The 17,811-nt window shown below is 39.0% G+C and carries 17 protein-coding genes and 1 pseudogene; 5 read left to right on the top strand and 13 right to left on the bottom strand.

Annotated features, from left to right (window positions below; genetic code table 11):
- Window positions 1-205 precede the first annotated feature (205 nt).
- Both QUF94_RS12580 and QUF94_RS12575 read right to left on the bottom strand, forming a co-directional pair.
- The gene (locus QUF94_RS12580; protein WP_289316152.1) at window positions 206-475 is read right to left on the bottom strand and encodes a hypothetical protein; all 270 of its coding nucleotides are present in this window, start codon (window positions 473-475) and stop codon (window positions 206-208) included.
- A gap of 63 nt (window positions 476-538) precedes the next feature.
- On the bottom strand, window positions 539-1,645 hold the full coding sequence (locus tag QUF94_RS12575; protein WP_289316151.1) for a nitric oxide synthase oxygenase: 1,107 nt from the start codon (window positions 1,643-1,645) through the stop codon (window positions 539-541).
- A gap of 236 nt (window positions 1,646-1,881) precedes the next feature.
- Here QUF94_RS12575 and QUF94_RS12570 point away from each other — a divergent pair, with 236 nt between their 5' ends.
- Both QUF94_RS12570 and QUF94_RS12565 read left to right on the top strand, forming a co-directional pair.
- Window positions 1,882-2,205 (top strand): catDE operon transcriptional regulator CatR, encoded by a 324-nt coding sequence (locus QUF94_RS12570; protein WP_252281196.1) that lies wholly within the window; start codon window positions 1,882-1,884, stop codon window positions 2,203-2,205.
- A 154-nt stretch (window positions 2,206-2,359) separates the two neighbouring features.
- Window positions 2,360-3,277 carry an NAD(P)/FAD-dependent oxidoreductase gene (locus QUF94_RS12565; protein WP_289316150.1) on the top strand — a complete coding sequence of 306 codons (918 nt, stop codon included), beginning with the start codon at window positions 2,360-2,362 and terminating at the stop codon, window positions 3,275-3,277.
- Between the two features lie 95 nt (window positions 3,278-3,372).
- Here the strand turns inward: QUF94_RS12565 and QUF94_RS12560 are convergent, their stop codons facing one another.
- Complete coding sequence (locus tag QUF94_RS12560; RefSeq protein ID WP_289316149.1) at window positions 3,373-3,519, bottom strand: lmo0937 family membrane protein; 147 nt, start codon at window positions 3,517-3,519, stop codon at window positions 3,373-3,375.
- Window positions 3,520-3,770: 251 nt separating this feature from the next.
- Between QUF94_RS12560 and QUF94_RS12555 the strand changes: the two genes are divergently transcribed.
- Window positions 3,771-4,091 (top strand): YckD family protein, encoded by a 321-nt coding sequence (locus QUF94_RS12555; protein WP_289316148.1) that lies wholly within the window; start codon window positions 3,771-3,773, stop codon window positions 4,089-4,091.
- A 170-nt stretch (window positions 4,092-4,261) separates the two neighbouring features.
- The gene (locus QUF94_RS12550) at window positions 4,262-6,235 is read left to right on the top strand and encodes a S9 family peptidase (RefSeq protein WP_289316147.1); all 1,974 of its coding nucleotides are present in this window, start codon (window positions 4,262-4,264) and stop codon (window positions 6,233-6,235) included.
- A gap of 42 nt (window positions 6,236-6,277) precedes the next feature.
- Here the strand turns inward: QUF94_RS12550 and QUF94_RS12545 are convergent, their stop codons facing one another.
- From QUF94_RS12545 to QUF94_RS12515, 7 genes and pseudogenes are all read right to left on the bottom strand, one after another.
- On the bottom strand, window positions 6,278-6,709 hold the full coding sequence (locus QUF94_RS12545) for a CBS domain-containing protein (protein ID WP_289316146.1): 432 nt from the start codon (window positions 6,707-6,709) through the stop codon (window positions 6,278-6,280).
- Between the two features lie 80 nt (window positions 6,710-6,789).
- Window positions 6,790-7,626: an MBL fold metallo-hydrolase gene (locus tag QUF94_RS12540; RefSeq protein WP_289316145.1), complete on the bottom strand. Its 837-nt coding sequence runs from the start codon at window positions 7,624-7,626 to the stop codon at window positions 6,790-6,792.
- Between the two features lie 91 nt (window positions 7,627-7,717).
- Entirely contained in the window at window positions 7,718-8,698 is a 981-nt protein-coding gene (locus tag QUF94_RS12535; RefSeq protein WP_289316144.1) for an ABC transporter permease, read from the bottom strand.
- Window positions 8,691-9,605, bottom strand: coding sequence for an ABC transporter ATP-binding protein (locus tag QUF94_RS12530; RefSeq protein ID WP_289316143.1), 915 nt, complete (start codon window positions 9,603-9,605; stop codon window positions 8,691-8,693). Before QUF94_RS12530 ends, QUF94_RS12535 begins: the two co-directional genes overlap by 8 nt.
- Window positions 9,602-10,393: an SGNH/GDSL hydrolase family protein gene (locus tag QUF94_RS12525; RefSeq protein WP_289316142.1), complete on the bottom strand. Its 792-nt coding sequence runs from the start codon at window positions 10,391-10,393 to the stop codon at window positions 9,602-9,604. The genes QUF94_RS12530 and QUF94_RS12525 overlap by 4 nt, the downstream gene beginning before the upstream one ends.
- Before the next feature lie 186 nt (window positions 10,394-10,579).
- Window positions 10,580-10,779 (bottom strand): annotated as a pseudogene (locus tag QUF94_RS12520) (hypothetical protein); the annotation flags it as partial.
- 217 nt (window positions 10,780-10,996) lie between these two features.
- Window positions 10,997-12,193, bottom strand: coding sequence for an MFS transporter (locus tag QUF94_RS12515; protein ID WP_421155719.1), 1,197 nt, complete (start codon window positions 12,191-12,193; stop codon window positions 10,997-10,999).
- Window positions 12,194-13,271: 1,078 nt separating this feature from the next.
- On the opposite strand from QUF94_RS12515, the gene QUF94_RS12510 reads away from it, so the two are divergent.
- Window positions 13,272-14,186: a YitT family protein gene (locus tag QUF94_RS12510; protein WP_289316140.1), complete on the top strand. Its 915-nt coding sequence runs from the start codon at window positions 13,272-13,274 to the stop codon at window positions 14,184-14,186.
- Between the two features lie 85 nt (window positions 14,187-14,271).
- Here QUF94_RS12510 and QUF94_RS12505 read toward each other — a convergent pair whose 3' ends face one another.
- The 3 genes from QUF94_RS12505 to recQ form a co-directional block, all read right to left on the bottom strand.
- Complete coding sequence (locus QUF94_RS12505) at window positions 14,272-14,466, bottom strand: cold-shock protein (RefSeq protein WP_034307294.1); 195 nt, start codon at window positions 14,464-14,466, stop codon at window positions 14,272-14,274.
- Between the two features lie 862 nt (window positions 14,467-15,328).
- Window positions 15,329-15,535, bottom strand: a complete 207-nt coding sequence (locus QUF94_RS12500; protein WP_053346482.1) for a cold-inducible protein YdjO-related protein — start codon at window positions 15,533-15,535, stop codon at window positions 15,329-15,331.
- A gap of 132 nt (window positions 15,536-15,667) precedes the next feature.
- A complete protein-coding gene (gene recQ, locus QUF94_RS12495; RefSeq protein WP_289316139.1) occupies window positions 15,668-17,791 on the bottom strand; it encodes a DNA helicase RecQ in 2,124 nt (707 codons plus the stop codon).
- Between the last annotated feature and the right edge of the window lie 20 nt (window positions 17,792-17,811).

Genomic DNA, 17,811 nt, shown 5'->3' with positions numbered 1-17,811 from the left:
TCGGCTTCCTCTTGCTTTCTGGGTTCAGGATCATAAGAACTGCTGCTCACTCGTATCCACTTCCTTTCGATTCTTTAATCTTAATCCTTATTCTTTTAAAGTACAATAACGAATTTACCACCTTGAATACCTGGTTTAAAATTCGCAATTATCTGTTTTTTACCAGGATAAAAAAATCGCTTGGGAATCCCCAAGCGATTTTTGATTATCCATGCTTTGCATTATTATAATAGTGAACACCATACATGGCGCCTTCATCTACCATTTTATTATCTTCATGATCATATGGATCAGGGTGACCAGCCTTTTCAATTACAGGGTCTAGCTCTGAAGCCTTCCTATTCCAAAAGCTTAATGTCTTATCTTTTGCATTGGACCATATGCCCTTCACTTTTACTCTGTTCGTTTTATTTGATAAAAATGAGACTCCGGCAACTCCGACTCCTAGTAATAATGCGTTTCTTCCTAATGCCATCATTACCTTCCCCCTTTTTATTGGATTAATATATATATACCCAATGCCAGTTAATGTAAACCTTTATTTATATGGAGGCTTTTGATAAAAGAAATTAGGTTTCATTATTTCATTGTCATACGGCTTATGAAAAACGTGCGTCGTAGCTGGAGACACCGGTGGAATTAACCATGTCCAGTCCCCTGTTACTTTCCGGTCACAAGAAGTTTCTTTTTCTTCGAATTTCTTGAATTGTTTAGCTGCAGTATGATGATCAACAATGCTGACTCCATGTTTTTTAAACGAATGTAGGACGGCATCATTCAGTTCGATCAAGGCTCGATCTTTCCATAAAGTCGAATCACGCTTAATATCCAAGCCCATCCTCTCCCCGATTGCTGGAAGCATATTGTAGCGTTCTTCATCAGCAAGGTTTCTGGCACCAATCTCCGTTCCCATGTACCACCCATTAAATGGTGCAGCTGAATAGGTAATACCGCCAATTTCTAGCCTCATACCAGAAATGATTGGAACTGCATACCATTTGATTTGAAGATCTTTGAACCATTTAAGCTCCGGGTGTGTGATTGGCACTTCTTTAACGAGACTTTCAGGAATTTCATGAAAATTAGGGGTTTTCCCTTCCAATTGGACTACAATGGGTAATATATCGAAAGGTCCAAATTTCCCTTCCCATCCCAATGCCATACATTTCTTGGTGAATTCTATTGAACTTGAATCGCCAATTACACCATTTTCCGTCTCATATCCAGCATAACGAATAAGCTGATGATTCCAAATATCCAATTTCCCTTCATGATCTTTCTGTTTGAAAATTGTAATCACTGGCCTGATGTTTCCATTATTCGTAGCGAATTCGATATGGTCAAATAAAGCCGATACAATTTCTTGTTCGCTTTGAATCATCCTTTTATCAATCACCCTCAGCGACTCCCAAAAAAAGCGACCGATGCAGCGATTACTATTACGCCAAGCTAATTTAGCACCATATACTAATTCTTCATATGTATGTTCATATCTGTCTGTTTCATTAATTTCCCTTTTGATTTGTTCAACCCTGTCATTTATTTCCTCTTCCGTTTTCAACAATTCCGGATAGCTTGTCCTGATAAAGGATACGGCCTCCTGCAGTAAATCACTCATCTTTCCCACGGATCCTTCCATTTGCATAACTTTGACTTCCATAATAAAGTAACATATTTTTCATAGTATCTCTAAATGAACACATTTTTAAAGAGCATATCTTTTTAAAATGTGGCAATTCCGAGGCAGAATTTTTTTGTTAATACTTAAAGTAAGCTTATAAATTTCTTATACCATAACATCTCTAGTAACTAAATAATAATCGGTAAAGTTGTTACCTAAGAGGTAAATGCATTATAATATAATAATAATGGGGTGATATGATGAATAATACGACACTTTGTCCACGCTTTGAAAAAGGAATGCAAATCTTGAGTAAACGCTGGACTGGATTGATTGTCAATCAATTGCTTAATGGCCCTCAACGGTTTTGTAATATTGAATCTGCCTTCCCGATCAGCGGCAGGATTCTTTCTGAACGTTTAAAGGACTTGGAAATTGAAGGTATTGTAAAAAGGGACGTATATCCAGAGACACCGGTCAGGATTGAATATTCTTTAACTGAAAAAGGCAAGGCTCTTGCACCGGTAATGAACGAAATCCAAAAATGGGCACAAGAATGGCTCGAACCAATACAGAATCAATGAAATAGGCATTTGAAGAAAAGGGGGAAAGGTCGCCAGCTGGCGAACTTTCCCTTTTTTTATATCGTGCATTTGTTTAAGCGCCTGCTACAAGTGGTATATTTTTTACAGATAGAATAACACTAGGGTTATTCCAAATTGTATGGGCGGTGAATTCATGAAGCAAGCAGATTGCATTATTATTGGTGGCGGTATAGCCGGTATTCAGGCAGCCATCCAGCTCGGTAGATATAAACATGATATTATCGTCATTGATTCTGCTCAAGGCCGCTCTTCCATAGCAAAGGCTTACCATAACATTCTTGGGTGGCCAGACGGGGTAAGCGGCAAACAATTAAGGACTCTGGGCAGACAGCACGCAGAAAAATTCGGTGTTGAATTCTTCGATGATACTGTGACATCACTTGAAAAAAAGCAGGACAAGTTTTTTATCCAAACAAAGAATGACATGGAATATCAAGCAAAAATGATTTTTCTCGGTACTGGCATCACCGATAACATCCCTCCAATCAAAAACATCTATCCAACTCTTGGGACATCCACTTATATATGCCCTGACTGTGATGGGTATGAGATCATGGATAAGCAAACCGTGGTCCTAGGTGGCGGAAATACAGGTGCAGGTATGGCCCTTACACTACTATATTGGTCAAAAGATATCATTTACGTAAATCACTTGAAATCAAAAATCGATGATAAGTATCGGGAAAAGTTAAAGGAAAACCAGATTCCCGTATTTGAAGAGGAAGTCGAAGAGGTTCATGTAGATGCCAAACAGCAGTTAACCGCAATACAATTAGTTTCTGGTAAAATAATTGAAGCTGAAAAGGCATTCACGGCATTTAAAGGGAACAAACTCAATAATGGCCTCGCCCTACAATTAGGTGTGCAAGTAAACGAAAACAATCATGTCGTGATTCATCCCCGCACTAAAGAAACGAATATTAAAGGAGTCTGGGCTGGCGGCGACCTTGTTGCCCATTCCGAACAAGTCACCATATCGATGGGGGACGGGACCCAAGCAGCTATTTGGATTCATAAGAGACTGATGGGACAGCCACTTCCTTATGATTAACAACCTATTGGAAAATTCAAAGGGCGACCTGTTTACCAGGCCGCCTTTTGAATTCATATTAATAAACTTTTTTGTCTAAGCCTTCTTTTATTAATCTACATTCGTTTCCTACCTTTAAAAACATTGACCAGAATGAGAATGACCGCGATGATAAGCAAGATATGTATAAACCCTGCAGCCACTTTAAAGACTAAACCAAGAACCCATAATAATATTATTGCACCAATAATTGTCCAAAGCATAATAATCTCCTTCCCTTCTCATATTCGATCTTTCATAATGAGAAGTTCCTTCAAAATTTTCAGCTTATATTTAAATTACCCATATCTTTCTGCAACAAACCCTTTAGTGGGTGAACCCAAAAATATTACATAAAACTGTAAATGCTGTAAATGATAATAAATAATTAAGGAATCTTCCAATTGATAACCCCTTAAGGAAGAACTACAGATCTTTGAAGTTAGGCAAAAACTAAAGAAGGAGTCGATCATTCATGAAAAAGTTTTTAGTCATCTGTTTAACAGCCTGTTCCCTATTCTTAGTTAACCTGGATCACCCGTCTGCACAGGAAAATAAAACAAAGCCGGAAAGTGTACAATTCACTGATGCTCAAAAATCGGAAATCGCCAAGATCCAAAAGCAGATACTCGCGGACAAAAAGAAATTGATTGAAAAATATGTGGAGTATGGCGCGCTTTCGAAAGAAGAAGCCGATAAAATGGTTTCACATTTTGAAAAACATTATAAAATGATGGAAGAACATAATTTTCAAATTCCTCCGCACCGTCCACATACACGACACATGCATAAGTGATTCTATGTTCTTTACCTATATAGCATGATAATCCGTCCAATAAAATGGCCGGATTTTTTTTCATTTCTTTCGTCCTTGATAAATAAACCTTACGCGTTTACCATTTACTAAAGGATTTATATTTCCCTATAGCGAAATACATAACTATGAGAAATGAAAGGGTGAAAAGGATGAACAAAATAGGTATTACAGCAAGAGACTTATTTCACTTGAAATCAGTGACCGACCCAAAGCTATCACCGGATGGCAGCATGGCGGTTTTTGTCCAAACTAGAATTGATGAAAAAACGGAAAAATACATTTCCAATCTATTTATGTTCAGCCTGATTACGAATGAAACAAAGCAATGGACGTTTGGAGATAATCGTGATACATCACCTGCCTGGTCCCCGGACGGCAAACATATCGCCTTTATATCAGACAGATCTGGGAAAAAGCAAGTCCACATCATTGGGAGCATTGGTGGGGAAGCTCGCCAGCTGACCCATTTCGTTAACGGAGTAACCAAACCTATTTGGTCTCCTTGTTCCACCAAGCTTTTGCTTTCTACCGGGCTAAAAGAGGGCGAAAACCTTAATACGGTTAAGGAAAATGATTTGTCCAATGAAGTTCATAGGTATGACCGGATTAAGTACAAATGGGATGGTAGAGGTTATTTCGATCAATTATATCAGCAGCTCGTAATAGTGGATGTTTTTAATGACGAATCCATATTGCTAACGGAAAACAATTTGGATCACCATCCGAACGCATGGTCCCCTGACGGTCAACATATTGCATTCATAAGCGGGGATGCAGAAAAAAGTGATGTTGAACTATTTTCTGATATTTTCATCATGGCCCTTGAAACGAACTCTCTTCAGAAGATAACGGATAGTACAGGTTTCTTTAGAGATCCGAAGTGGTCTCCAAATGGCGAATACCTTTCCTTCATTGGCCATAATAAAGATTTTGCCGGTGCCACCTTTTCAAATATTTGGTTGTACTCCATATTGGATCAATCGATTCAGTGTTTAACCGATGGTTGGGATGTTCAAATTGGAGATTCCGCAATTGGGGATTTCCAAATCGGAGCAGTCGACCCAGGCATTTTATGGACAAACGATAGCCAAGGCTTTTACTTTTTAATAAGCGATTACGGAAATACTGGAGTATATTATGGTTCCATTGAAGGAGCAATGTATCCATCCATACTTGATCCGCAGCATATATACGGACTGACTATAGATCCCGAAAGCCATCGTGCCGTCGTGGCGATTAGTACACCTGTTCATCCCGGTGACCTCTTTGCCTATAACCTTACTAATGGGGAAAAAGAACAAATCAGTTTTGTTAATGAAGATTTTTTAAAGGAAAAACATTTGTCCATCGCTGAACCCATTACTTTTCCATCTGTTGATGGACTTACCATCCATGGCTGGATCATGAGACCGACCGATTTTAATGAAAATCAAAAATATCCACTCATTTTAGAAATCCACGGCGGGCCGCATGCGATGTATGCCAATACCTATGTTCACGAATTCCAGACCTTGGCTAATGAAGGGTACACTGTGTTGTTCACTAATCCGCGTGGGAGTGTGGGATATGGTCAAGATTTCGTAAATGCATGCCGGGGCGATTATGGAGGCATGGACTATAAGGACTTAATGGCTGGAGTTGACCATGTTTTAGCAACGTATGATTTTATTGAGCATGAAGATTTGGGGGTATGCGGTGGCAGTTATGGAGGGTTCATGACAAATTGGATCATCGGTCATACCAACCGTTTCAAGGCTGCTGTGACTCAGCGTTGCATTAGTAACTGGCTAAGTTTTTATGGTGTCAGCGACATTGGCTATTATTTTACCGAGTGGGAAATAGGCGGCGATATCGTTAACTCTGCTGAAAAATTGTGGCAGCACTCACCTTTAAAATATATTGCCAATGTGAACACCCCTTTACTTTTACTTCACGGTGAAAAGGATTTCCGTTGTCCCATTGAACAGAGCGAGCAATTTTTTGTCGCTTTAAAACGGCAAAATAAAGAAGCGGTACTTGTTTCCTTCCCGGATGAAACTCATGAAGTATCCCGAAGCGGATCCCCAAAAATGCGCTTGCAACATGTAGAAGAAATAAAAGGATGGTTCAATAAATATTTTTAAAAAAACGAAACTCTGTTAGCCTTGGCTAACAGAGTTTCGTTTTTAGTGTTGGATTTGATCTCTGTCCTCGGAAATTGAGCTTAGTGCATTTCCCGCCATTGAATTAGTCTGATTGTGTACAGCTAGGTCACCTAATGCCACGACTCCGACCAGCTTGTCATTTTCAATTATAGGAAGCCTTCTGATTTGTTCAGTACTCATTAACTCCTCAGCTTGCTCCACTGACATATCAGGGGTGCCTGTTACAAGATCCGTAGAAATAACATCGGTAATTCTAGTCGAATTCGGCTTTTTCTCGGCAACACAGCGGATAACGATATCCCTGTCTGTAATGACACCAACTAAATGGTTATTCTCCAATACAGGAATGACACCAACATCATCATCCTTCATTTTGACTGCTGCTTCATATATATTATCTTCTACAGTGCAACAGTCCACGTCTGTTGTCATAATATCTCTTAATGTAGTCAAGGATATCCCTCCATTTTTCATAAGTTGCTTGTTTATTTTTGACTTCTCAAGCGAAATTATTCATCAAACACAAACACGATTCATTCCACATATTTCCCGTGATCCGGTTTAGCCAATGAATCGAATTCATTTGCAAGCCTTGATAAACCCATTTCCAGTTCTTCCCCTTCAACAGGATACCCGTGACCCGTTACAGCGACAGCCGGTTTAAGACTATCCAACAACCTTACCGATTCCTTGGCAGCCTCCCAATCTGTTGTCAAATACCGTGGCGGGCCTGCTATTTCTTTCTCCTGAGTAATGACCTTATATAGTGAATCTTGCCTGACATTCACAAAAGCATCTCCAGCAATCAGACTTCGGTCACTTTCCCGGAAAAGTGAAATATGTCCTTTAGAATGGCCCGGGGTGTGAACCCATTTCCAACCGGAAAGCTCGGGAACACTATGATCCTCAGGCAATGGCTGAACTTTTTCATCCAGGTTGATTCCCTCATTCGGAAATATCCAAGAAATCTTGGCAACCATCCCCCCTTCAACAGTGGAATCTGGTTCAGGATAATTTTCCTGTCCCGTTAAATAAGGCATTTCTTTAATGTGGGCATAAACAGGAGCATTCCAGTACTCCATTAACTCAATCAATGTACCAACATGATCGAAATGTCCATGTGTCAAAATAATGGCAGCAGGTGGATGATCTGGCCCGTAGATATCTTCAGCAGCTTTCTTTATTACCTCTGCTGAACGGGGCATCCCTGCATCTATCAATACCCATTTTTCATCTTTGGGTGAGCCTACAAAAATTACATTAACGATTTGGACGGAAAGACAATAAATATCCTCTTTTACAATCTGGACATCTCCACTGGAAACTGAAGTCATTGGCAGGAATTTTTCATTCAAATGATTATCATCCATTAATGATCCTCCTAATTTGAACATACTGTTTTTTAAAGGATACCCTGTAAAAGAAAATAAAAAACAACCTATATATTATATAGGCTGCCTATTAGAATACATCCCTTCGGGTAAATACTGAAAAAGATACAATTAATGCAACCACCCACCAAACGAGCAAAGTAATGACGGAGGATAATAAGGTCATCCCTTCTATCGGTGGAGCCGTCCCGCTAATATAAGCGGTCAATTTCAAATTCACCATGAAGAAATATTTAGCTGATTCCCATGATGACACCATATTGTTCAATATTGCCCCGGAAATCAATGCAGCCAGCATGATGCCCATGCCTGCAGGGGTGCTTCGCACTAAAACCGAGAGCATGAAAGAAAGGGTCCCTACAACTACTGCCACCAGCCAGACAAGTCCCAAATCCATCAATAGGAATTTCCATTGTTCAACTAACCTTACTTGACTGACATCCACATCAGCACCCTTCAATTCGAATCCGGTTATTACGGGTGCCCCCCACCCTTGATACCCAAAAACTATTCCTGATAACAAATACGACAATATGGCTGTCATCGCCACGATAATTGAAACCGACAATAATAATGTTACATATTTGCTCAATAAGATTTTCCAGCGCTCCACTGGCCGTGTCAGCAGAAGTTTGATCGTACCTTGACTATTTTCGGAAGAAACCAAATCACTTGCCACGATCATAATCAACAGCGGAATGAATAAATCAATTGCATTTTCCAAAAACATGCGTGTAAAAGTAGCTGCGCCTGGTTCTGAGGGGTTGATGTCATGATCCAGGTAATATTGCTGCTGTTTCAGACTTACTTCCAGTTGTTCCCGCCACTCATCCAGCATCCTATTTGAGCCCAACCGATTTTGGGTATCGATGATTTGCTGCTGAAGGGAGGCACGCCAATCATCAGTTCCCAACTTCTCACGCTGCTCTTCCACTTGCTTGTATTGGGCATATGTAAACATCAACACTAAAATTCCGACGATGATACCTATTATGATTAACCGTTTCTTTGCCAGCAACTTCATCATTTCATTTTGAATCAGGTTATTCAATACCTGCACCTCCGACACCGGTAACTTGTAAAAATAACTCTTCCAATCCCGGGAGCTTCCGATTCATTTCATGCACCCTCACCCCTGCTTGGTTAAGTGCAGCATTCCATTCGGGTGTTTTGATTTCGTCATATGCTGTAATGATATACTCCTGATCTAAGGTTATATCGGTGAAACCGCTAAGGATTTCCGCTCCCTTTTGTATAGGCTCCAGCCTCCAAATCATCCGCTCTTGCGTGGATAATAGGCTTTCCACTGTATCCGTTTTAATAATTTCCCCACTTTTAATAATTGCGACCCGGTCACAAAGTTGCTGTATTTCACCTAACAAGTGTGAAGAAACCAGAACACTCATACCTTCTTCTTCAGCCAACTTTCTAATGAATTGTCGCATTTCACGGATTCCAGCAGGATCTAGACCGTTGGTTGGTTCATCCAAAATCAACAGTTTAGGGCTATTCAGCATTGCCTGCGCGATTCCTAGTCGCTGCCTCATACCTAAGGAATAGGTCTTCACTTTATCATGAATTCTCGCTTGCAGACCCACGAGTTCTATTACCTCGATCATTCTTGTTTCATCAACTTCAGGTAACATCCTTGCAAAGTGGAGCAAATTATCCCACCCGCTCAAAAATGGGTATAACTCTGGATTTTCAACGATGCAGCCCATTTGCTTCATTGCCTTCGTAAATTCCTGACGAACATCATACCCGCATATATGGATGGAACCGGAGGATGGCTTAATCAAACCAACCAACATGCGGATCGTCGTCGTCTTACCGGCTCCATTCGGTCCTAAAAAACCGAAAACTTCACCTTCAATCAGCTCAAAATCTATTCCTTTTATAATTTCCCTTTTGCCAATCTTTTTTTTCAAGCCCTTAACGGATAATGTCACTTGTTTCATCGTTCCTCATCCTCCCATTTTATTAAAGGAGCAACCCTATCAGCAATTAACCGATATCCCTTCTTATTTGGGTGAAATTTATCTGAATACAAATACTCATTTACCGACAATTGAAATAAATCAAACGTTGGAACGAAAATAGCATTTTTATAAAGAGCCACGACTTCTGCCGTTTCATTATTCCAGTCCCGCACGATCCGGTTCGTATCAAAGTCCTCATCCAAATCTATAAATGGATTATACAGGCCAAGCAATAAAATGGTAGCTGTATCATTGACATTATTGATATCTTTAAAAATTTCATGTAAATTTACCAAGTAATTCTTTTGTGATTCAGATATAGCTCCACTATCATAATCAAGCAGGGTCTGGCCTTTTTGAAATAAATCGTTGCCTCCGATTGTAACTAAAATAACATCAGCTGCCTGTATTTGGCGCTTCACTTCCGGTTGTTTCACTTGCTGTACCAATTCTTTAGACACTTGTCCATTAATTCCGAGGTTATGAATGAGCGGTTTTTTATCGTATTCACTCTTTAAATCTTCCACAACAAGTCCAACGTAGCCTTTACCTGTTTCATCACCTGTACCACGTGTCAATGAATCACCTAATGCTACTACGGTAAAATCATCAGGCAGATCTTTTTTAACGGGGGGTTCTTCAATTGCTTCCATATCAGAAGTCCTTTTTCCATAATGGTCAATAATCGCCCATCCAAGGCAAAATAAAAAAAACAATCCGATAAGAGTTGATACAATGGTAGCGGCCAACACTTTTGGTTTGCTCAATAACACTCATCCTTCCATCCATTCTCTATCTTCCATTAAATCATATTATTTCCAAAAACAAAAAACTGATTGCTCTTGATACGAAAAATAGTACTCCCCATCATCCTAATCACCAATCTGCCGCTCTTATCAATAAAAAAGGCAGAAAGCGAGCTAAACCCATTCTGCCTTTTATTGAATTACTGTTTAATCGTTTCCTGTCCCACCATGGAATTCCTTTTGATTTTGTCTGCTCTTTTTTAGACAGTATTTCGCTAGCAATGGCCCGGAAATATTATGCCAAACACTAAGATGGCACTCGGGACGGCCGCTAGTGGAGAAAAATGAGCTGTCGCTAATGTAGCACCTAAACCTGAGTTTTGCATGCCCACTTCAATTGAAATCGCTTATTGATCTTCGTATGGATTTGTGCTGCTTCAAAACAGCTTTAAAATCACTAAACGAGAGAGTGAGACCCATCCCAAACATTATTATTCCAAGCAAACTGTATATGTAAGGAACAATCCATTTAAAGGGACGATTAAAAAAGACCCCTTCACCATGGAAGGTGAAGAGGTCTCTTGCTTTCAATAAGAAAAAATTTTTAATAGTTATATTTTCAAATCATTTTTCTAATATACCTGGGGTTTTCCCCATTACTTTTATGTTTTTATCTAACCTCATCAGCCATACTGTGAGCAACATCCCAATCAGTGTGAGTGAACCGTAAAATAAATACACCGCATATATCCCTGATTTATCCAAGATTATCCCGCCACTGAATGTACTGAACCAGTTTCCCAATCCATTTCCAATGGCGGAATAAAGCGTTATTGCCGTAACTGTTATACGGGCTGGGACGACTTCCCGGATATATTGTAAAGCTGCCGGAATGAATAAGCCAAGTGAAAACCCTTGAATGATCGAAGTCACATATACGGTAGTCAAACTTGGCTCGGTATAGTACAAAACCCAGCGGATCAATGAAGCCGTTCCAGCCAATAAGGTAATTGGCAGAAGGCCTATTTTATGAATCCAGGTACCTGCCATTCTCATAAATGGAATTTCTGATAGTACTGCTAAAAGGAACGCAATGCCAATTCCTGTATATGTCCCGCCTCTTGCCTCTACAAACAAACCATAGTATACATTATTTGCAAGATTAGGACCAAAAATCAAGAACGTTATAGCAAGAAAGATAAGGAAACGTTTCATTGTGATCAATTCTTTCATTCCACCGAAAAGTTTTGCCTTTTCTCGAGGAGGCTCTTCGGGCAAACGGAGAGCTAGAAGAGCCGCGATCAATAGACCGAAGAAAAAGGCATAAAATATAACGGAAGGACCAATGAAGGATTCCGATAATTTCCCCATAACAAAAACGGCTACACCGTAACCAAGTGAACCGAATAAACGGATTTTTCCATAATTCGCTTTGATTCTTGTTGTATATTGAAGGGTGATGCTATCTGATACTGGTATTATGGCACTTTGAAAGATAGCCAAAGCTATTGCCACGGATACTATAAGTAAATAGTGATCAAACAGCAAGTAACTTAATCCGAATATACCAGCAAGCAACGATGTCATTGCAAGTATTTTTGCTGGTCTCCCACTCCAATCACAGACAATTCCCCAAAAAGGTTGAAAAACGATCATCACTATCGGTCCAACAGACATAATCGTACCTATTTCAATACCAGACAAACCTGCCTCATTGGCTAAATAAACGCTTAATAGCGGTGTTAAACTTCCCACTGCAAAAAATGAAAATAAGTAAAATACCTTCAAGCTTATAATATTTGTATGCTTTTGTTTTTCCAAATCCTGTTCCCCCATGCAGTCATCTTCTACCTCAAGTTTTCTTATATCTCAACGAACTCCGGATTTTTTTTCATGCTTCCCAATTCATAGGTAGCACGATTAAAGACAGTACCTTTTTTAAACCTGCTCTCGACAAAGACATTTCCAAGGTGGCTTTCTATAATTTTAAAGCTGATCACGAGACCTGATACATTACCAGATTTTTTCGTTGTAATAAATGTTCTCCCAGTCTCTTAAGCTGCTCTGGTGGCATCCCAATTCCTTTTTCGGTTAAGGATACTTGCACTTTTCCCCTCTAAGTACAGTAAACTAAAGATATTGAAAAGCGTACCGACTTATCAACAATGGGCTCAATTTCAAACTGTGTTTAATGATAATATATCCATCGAAAACATGAAACCGCAAAAAGACATTTGCAGTACATGTGTTGTTTTATACGATATGGAAAAAAACCAAACCCTGCAAGAGCAATCGCTAATGCTAACAAAAAATTATTGTAGAAAAGTTGTATGCCGTCAATATTGAATTATCGGGATTGAATATGTCTACAAAATCAAGTGTCCAAGTAGCCAATCCCTTAGAGCGGCAGCTCCCTATATTATAGGCGTTAATACTTCTCGATCGTATAAATAACGTTGTTAGTAAATCCAACGCCGTATACGACGCCATTATCGTCAAAAGTACTGTAATCATGAAGTGGACAGGTATTTGAAGTCGCAATTGAGTGTTCCATTTTTTTCCTTGACTACCTCTACCGTTCCATTCTCCTTTATTGTAATGGAAAATCGTAGAACCTAAAAGGTTTTTTATTCCCACCCCCATTCAGCCCCATATCTCAAGTAAATGTAGGTTTCTTTCATAAAATCAATAAAATGAGAAATACTATTCTTTTGTATAGAGTAGAATAGAAATACATGATATTGACAAGCATTCACACCTGCTTCATCTTGCAGGTCATTATCAAAAACAAAAATAATTATTCAAGAATATATTAATTAAGAATGTTAATTTCTTTATTTAATTATACCTATAGGTTTATAATTAAATAGAACTTTTATAGAGAGAAGGAGTGGGGGGCATGATTATGTCAGACCTGGCAGGTGCAAGTACAACAGAAATTATGCAAAAGAAGACCCAGCATAAAAAATTAACACTAAGACAAATATTACAGAGAGGTCTTTTAATAACAATCGGTGCAGTTTTAATGGCTGTCGGCCTCGAGATTTTTTTAGTACCGAATAACGTAATCGACGGAGGCATAACGGGAATATCGATTATGTTATCTTACATCACTGGATGGAAACTCGGTATCTTTCTTTTCGTATTGAATCTTCCTTTCTTTTTTATCGGTTATAAACAAATTGGAAAAACCTTCGCATTATCTACTCTGTATGGGATATTAGTCCTTTCCATTACCACTACATTGCTTCATCACGTACCAGCTTTCACTCAAGATATCCTCCTAGCGTCCGCTTTCGGCGGAATGATTCTTGGCATTGGTGTTGGAATGGTCATTCGATATGGCGGCTCATTGGATGGTACAGAAATACTTGCTATACTCGCTAGCAAAAAGCTCCCTTTTTCCGTTGGGGAGATCGTCATGTTTTTTAATTTATTCATCCTTGGCAGTGCGGGCTTCGTTTTCTCATGGGATCGCGCCATGTATTCGATCATAGCTTACTTCGTGGCTTATAAAACGATGGATATCGTCATCGCTGGTTTGGACGAATCCAAATTTGTTTGGATTATAAGTGATGAATTTGATGATATCGGCGACGCCATAATGAATCGCCTTGGTCGCGGCGTAACCTATTTAGCGGGCGAAGGTGCTTATTCCGGTGATCATAAAAAAGTCATCTTTTGTGTAATAAACAGGCTTGAGGAAGCTAAACTTAAAGATATAGTCAAAAGCTTCGATCCTTCTGCATTTCTTGCCGTAGGGGATATCGCGGAAGTTCGAGGCGGTCGCTTCAAGAAAAAAGATATTCACTAATCATCACTTGCTTTTTGCTAAATCAAATTGAAAAAAAGATAAAAAAAGCTGAAGGGAGATTCCCTTCAGCTTTTTTTATACAGACTTAATAATTTCTAGGATTGTTGATTGCTTGAAGCATTCTGGTGCCGGGTTTCATCTCGCTGCTACATAACGGACAAACGTGTTCATCATTACTTGTAAAGTTATCGCGAATCCAACCTTTGCAATCTTCTGATGTACATTCCCACACCTTTGTTTCTTCAGGAATGATTTCTTCCGTATTATTTCTTCTATACATATATCTCACTCCTTAGAATTGAATTGACTCCGTACTGCATAACAGATCACAAGCCATAAAGATAAAAGAAGAATAGATGGCTAATCTAAATTGTGAGTAAATACTCATTCGCAAATCTAAGATTTAATTCTTGTTCTTACACCCAAACTTTTTTTAGTGGTAGGAACTTGAGATTACGACATGAATTTTTAATATCTCAGTAACCATTATATCATATATATGCTTTATATATTTGAGTAAAGATTCTAAAGATGTCGGTTTTCCTAATCAAAAAATGAAACACAGTCTCTGACTTACCCTTCAAGATAATCGAGACTGCGCCGTTTAAGAATCCATTCCATATGGTTCTTCCTGCTCGTTCGGATGAAAAATTCAAAGCGAATCGAGCATGAGAGTAATTTTAGTGCCAAAACCTAAAACAATGAAAGCCCTGCCTCTCTCCCATCCATACGGTTCCTAGACCGTGCCTGCGAGAATCAGATAAAAGCTTGTAAGTACATGTTTATTAATTAAAACCGTCCGTAATTCCAATTGGGAAAAAGTAAATTCCAAAAGATAAATGGTACATAGAAGTAAGTTAATGAAGAACAGAAATGGATCGAGGAAAATACTTGGTGATTACATGTATTTCTTTTTTCTAGATGTGTTTAACTTGTTTCTACTCCATCATGAAAAATGATGGAAAATTATTTCATTAATAAAAATGTTACTTTAAATTACCCTCCAGTGCTTTCTTTTCATAACACTGAAATTTAATCTTACCACATTTATTTATATGTGTAAAGTATTAATCTAAAATAAAATCACTCCGTTATACTTCCCTTCATATAATAAAAAATAAAGAGGCTATGATTCACCTCTTTTATTTAAACGCATTATATTCATTTTCAATTTTTGGAAGTTCCCTGACTTCCTCGACCAATTGACTTCCACACATTGGGCAATCATAGTTTTCCGAGGCAAAATCTTTTCTCATCCAACCATTACAATCTGCTGATCCGCACGCATATACTATCGTATCTTCCATAATGATTTCTGGTTCCTCTGAATTCTTTTTACCAAAATACATGAGCAACCTCCTCTTTTTTATATAAAGACTCTGATTAAAGGTGCGAAATTTCACCTTTTTATCATTCCTAGTATACGCATTAAACCAAATTCTTATTTATTCAAAGATGAAATTATCCAAAAACCTTAACACCTACGTGTTTCCCAAACCTGCTTTAACCAAGATCGCTTTAATCATATAGTAGGAAATATTCTCAGGCAGGGCTTCTTTTAGTGGTTTCAGTTTTTCAGAATCCAATTGTTTCGCAGTATCCAAAACAAGTTCAAACTCTTCATCCGTGAAAATCTCTTCCCATTTGATATCCATGTGTTCTTCAGCACACTTTAATAAATGATTTTCAATTGAAATGGAAGACAGCCCTCTGGATGTCGCAATTTCCTTGATTGATTTGCCTTCCTGATATAAGAGATAGCTTTCTAAATGAGATGGTTTAGTACTTCTTTTTATCGTTTCCTTAGTAACCAGTGTATTCTTTTCTAGTTCAGGATGTGCCTGTACATAATGGGAAATACCTTTTATGAACACGGCACCGAAGCGTTCGAATTTCTGGGTCCCTACCCCTTTAACTTCTAGGAATTCCTCTTCTGTCCTCGGCAGTTTCACTGCCATATCTTTCAATGATGCATCGGAAAAAATAATGAAAGGAGGTACATTCTCCTTACTAGCCAATTCTTTTCTTAACTGTCTCAACTCTTCGAACAACCCATGATCCACACTGATGCTGTTTACTTTTTTTATTTCTTTACGGAGGACTTTTTTCTGCCCCAACAGCACTTCCCTGCCAGCATTGGTTACTTTAAGGACTGGAAATTGGCCGCCCGTCATTTCGATATACTGTTTTGCTGTCAGGAAATCAATGAAATCACCTACATCCTTTGCAGATTGATTATTGATGATTCCATAGGTAGAAAGCTTTTGAAAACCGAACTCTTCAATTTTCTTATTGCGTGAACCCGTGAGGACTTGGGAAATCATCGTTTTACCGAATCGCTCACCCATTCGCAACATGCATGAAAGGACCATCTGAGCCTGAGTAGTTACATCAACGGAATCCCGTTTATCTGTACAATTTTCGCAATGACCGCAATCTTCAGGGTTTTCATCTCCAAAGTATCGAAGAATGAAGGCTTGCAAACACCCTTCGGTAAAACAATAATCTTTCATTCTGTTCAACTTCTTCAATTCCTGGGATTGCCACTCCTGCGAAGGGTTTGATTGATCAATCAAGAAACGCTGTATCTGCATATCCTGGGGGGAATACAAAAGGATACATTCACTATCCAAACCATCCCTCCCTGCACGGCCCGCTTCCTGATAATAACTCTCCATGTTCTTAGGAGTTTGGTAATGGATGACGTATCTAACATTCGACTTATCGATTCCCATCCCAAAGGCAGATGTCGCTACCATCAAGGGAATGTCATCCCTAATGAATTGGTCCTGCTGTTCCGAACGGTCCTGTTCATTCATCCCGGCATGGTAACGGCCTGTCTTGAATCCGGCTTTATTAAGCTTGGCATACAAAGAATCGACTTCTTTCCTAGTAGCTGCATATATGATACCCGATTCATTTTTGTTTTTCTCTAAATAGCGCATTAAAAACCGTCCGCGATTTTCTTCTTTTACAACGGAAAAGAACAAGTTATCTCTGGAAAATCCCGTTGATACTGTATGTTCCCCTGATATTCCGAGCGACTGACAAATATCATCGGTCACATTTGGAGTGGCTGTTGCCGTTAATGCCAGTACAGTCGGAGATGATGGCATGTTTTTCAATAAGGTTTTGATTTTTAAATAGCTTGGTCTGAAGTCATGACCCCATTGAGATATACAGTGGGCTTCATCAATGGCTACCATTGAAATGTCCACATTAAATAAATCCTGTTGAAATGCAGGATTTTCCAAGCGTTCCGGTGCCACATAAACCAATTTATATCTTCCTTGCTTAATATCGTTCATTCTATTGGATGATTCTAACCCAGAAATGGAGCTATTAAGAAATGTGGCATCAATCCCGTTTTGTTCGAGGGCATCTACTTGGTCCTTCATCAAGGAAATAAGTGGGGATATCACGAGTGTTATACCAGGTAACAAAAGGGCTGGAATTTGGTAACATATCGATTTACCTCCGCCAGTAGGCATGATTCCCGCGGTGTTTATTCCTCCCAACACCTGTTCGATAATCTGTTCCTGACCTTTTCTGAATGACTCATAACCAAAATATTCTTGTAAATACTCACGTGCTTTTTCCATCAATTCACTACTCCTCCTATTTA

This window comes from Peribacillus sp. NJ4 (assembly GCF_030348345.1).
Taxonomy (GTDB): domain Bacteria; phylum Bacillota; class Bacilli; order Bacillales; family DSM-1321; genus Peribacillus.
The sequence above is the reverse complement of the archived record's forward strand: the minus strand, read 5'-3'. Positions and strand labels throughout refer to the sequence as shown.

Excerpts from the sequence above, each read along its gene's own strand:
- QUF94_RS12560 (WP_289316149.1), bottom strand. The coding sequence starts at position 3,519 with ATGCTTTGGACAATTATTGGTGCAATAATATTATTATGGGTTCTTGGT.
- QUF94_RS12565 (WP_289316150.1), top strand. The coding sequence starts at position 2,360 with ATGAAGCAAGCAGATTGCATTATTATTGGTGGCGGTATAGCCGGTATT.
- QUF94_RS12580 (WP_289316152.1), bottom strand. The coding sequence starts at position 475 with ATGGCATTAGGAAGAAACGCATTATTACTAGGAGTCGGAGTTGCCGGA.
- QUF94_RS12510 (WP_289316140.1), top strand. The coding sequence starts at position 13,272 with ATGATTATGTCAGACCTGGCAGGTGCAAGTACAACAGAAATTATGCAA.
- QUF94_RS12540 (WP_289316145.1), bottom strand. The coding sequence starts at position 7,626 with ATGGATGATAATCATTTGAATGAAAAATTCCTGCCAATGACTTCAGTT.
- QUF94_RS12530 (WP_289316143.1), bottom strand. The coding sequence starts at position 9,605 with ATGAAACAAGTGACATTATCCGTTAAGGGCTTGAAAAAAAAGATTGGC.
- QUF94_RS12505 (WP_034307294.1), bottom strand. The coding sequence starts at position 14,466 with ATGTATAGAAGAAATAATACGGAAGAAATCATTCCTGAAGAAACAAAG.
- QUF94_RS12550 (WP_289316147.1), top strand. The coding sequence starts at position 4,262 with ATGAACAAAATAGGTATTACAGCAAGAGACTTATTTCACTTGAAATCA.
- QUF94_RS12570 (WP_252281196.1), top strand. The coding sequence starts at position 1,882 with ATGAATAATACGACACTTTGTCCACGCTTTGAAAAAGGAATGCAAATC.
- QUF94_RS12500 (WP_053346482.1), bottom strand. The coding sequence starts at position 15,535 with ATGTATTTTGGTAAAAAGAATTCAGAGGAACCAGAAATCATTATGGAA.
- QUF94_RS12575 (WP_289316151.1), bottom strand. The coding sequence starts at position 1,645 with ATGCAAATGGAAGGATCCGTGGGAAAGATGAGTGATTTACTGCAGGAG.
- QUF94_RS12555 (WP_289316148.1), top strand. The coding sequence starts at position 3,771 with ATGAAAAAGTTTTTAGTCATCTGTTTAACAGCCTGTTCCCTATTCTTA.